Source organism: Streptomyces capoamus (assembly GCF_014654935.1).
In the GTDB taxonomy this organism is placed as follows: Bacteria; Actinomycetota; Actinomycetes; order Streptomycetales; family Streptomycetaceae; genus Streptomyces; species Streptomyces capoamus.
Genome location: NZ_BNBF01000008.1, coordinates 168,135 through 168,685, shown reverse-complemented (window position 1 = coordinate 168,685; position 551 = coordinate 168,135). Strand labels below are relative to the sequence as shown.

Below are 551 nucleotides of genomic sequence, written 5' to 3'. Positions count from 1 at the left end.
GCCGCCGAGCACCTCGGCGGTGCGCGTGAGGACCGACGTGCGCACGGTGGCGTCGGTGATGTCGAGGCCGGAGACGACCTCGGTGACGGTGCGCAGCTGGTCGGCGAGGTCGTCCAGACGGGTCTCCAGGGGCGCCGCCTGGACCAGTACGGTGATCGACTCGGCGTCGGTGACGAGCTGCTGAAGGTCCTGGTGGTGCCGGGCGAAGGCGTCCTCGCGGTCCAGGAACGCCACGGCCCGCTGTCCGAAGGCGGCGAGATCGGCGTCCGCCCGCTCGGCGAGGTCGTCGATCCGAGCGATGTCGGCGTAGCGCAGGTCCTTGAGGGTGAGCAGATGCCCTTGGGCACGCCGGAGTTCGGTCAGCCCGCTCACCCAGGCGGACGCGTCGCGCGGGACCTCGCCGCGCAGCCGCCGTACCACCGCCGCCAGCCTGTCGGCGGCCTCGTCGACCGCGTCGGTCGCCTGCCGGGTCAGCGCCCGGACGGTCTCGAACTCGCCCAGCACCTGCTCGGCCGTCTCCCGGACCGCGTCCAGCGGGGTGCGCAGGTCAC

Annotated in this window: 1 protein-coding gene; it reads right to left on the bottom strand. The window is 73.7% G+C overall.

Going from position 1 to position 551, the window contains the following annotated elements:
• Window positions 1-551, bottom strand: a 551-nt coding sequence (locus IE312_RS40210) for a DUF7902 domain-containing protein (protein WP_440862359.1), incomplete at both ends; no start/stop codon positions are given.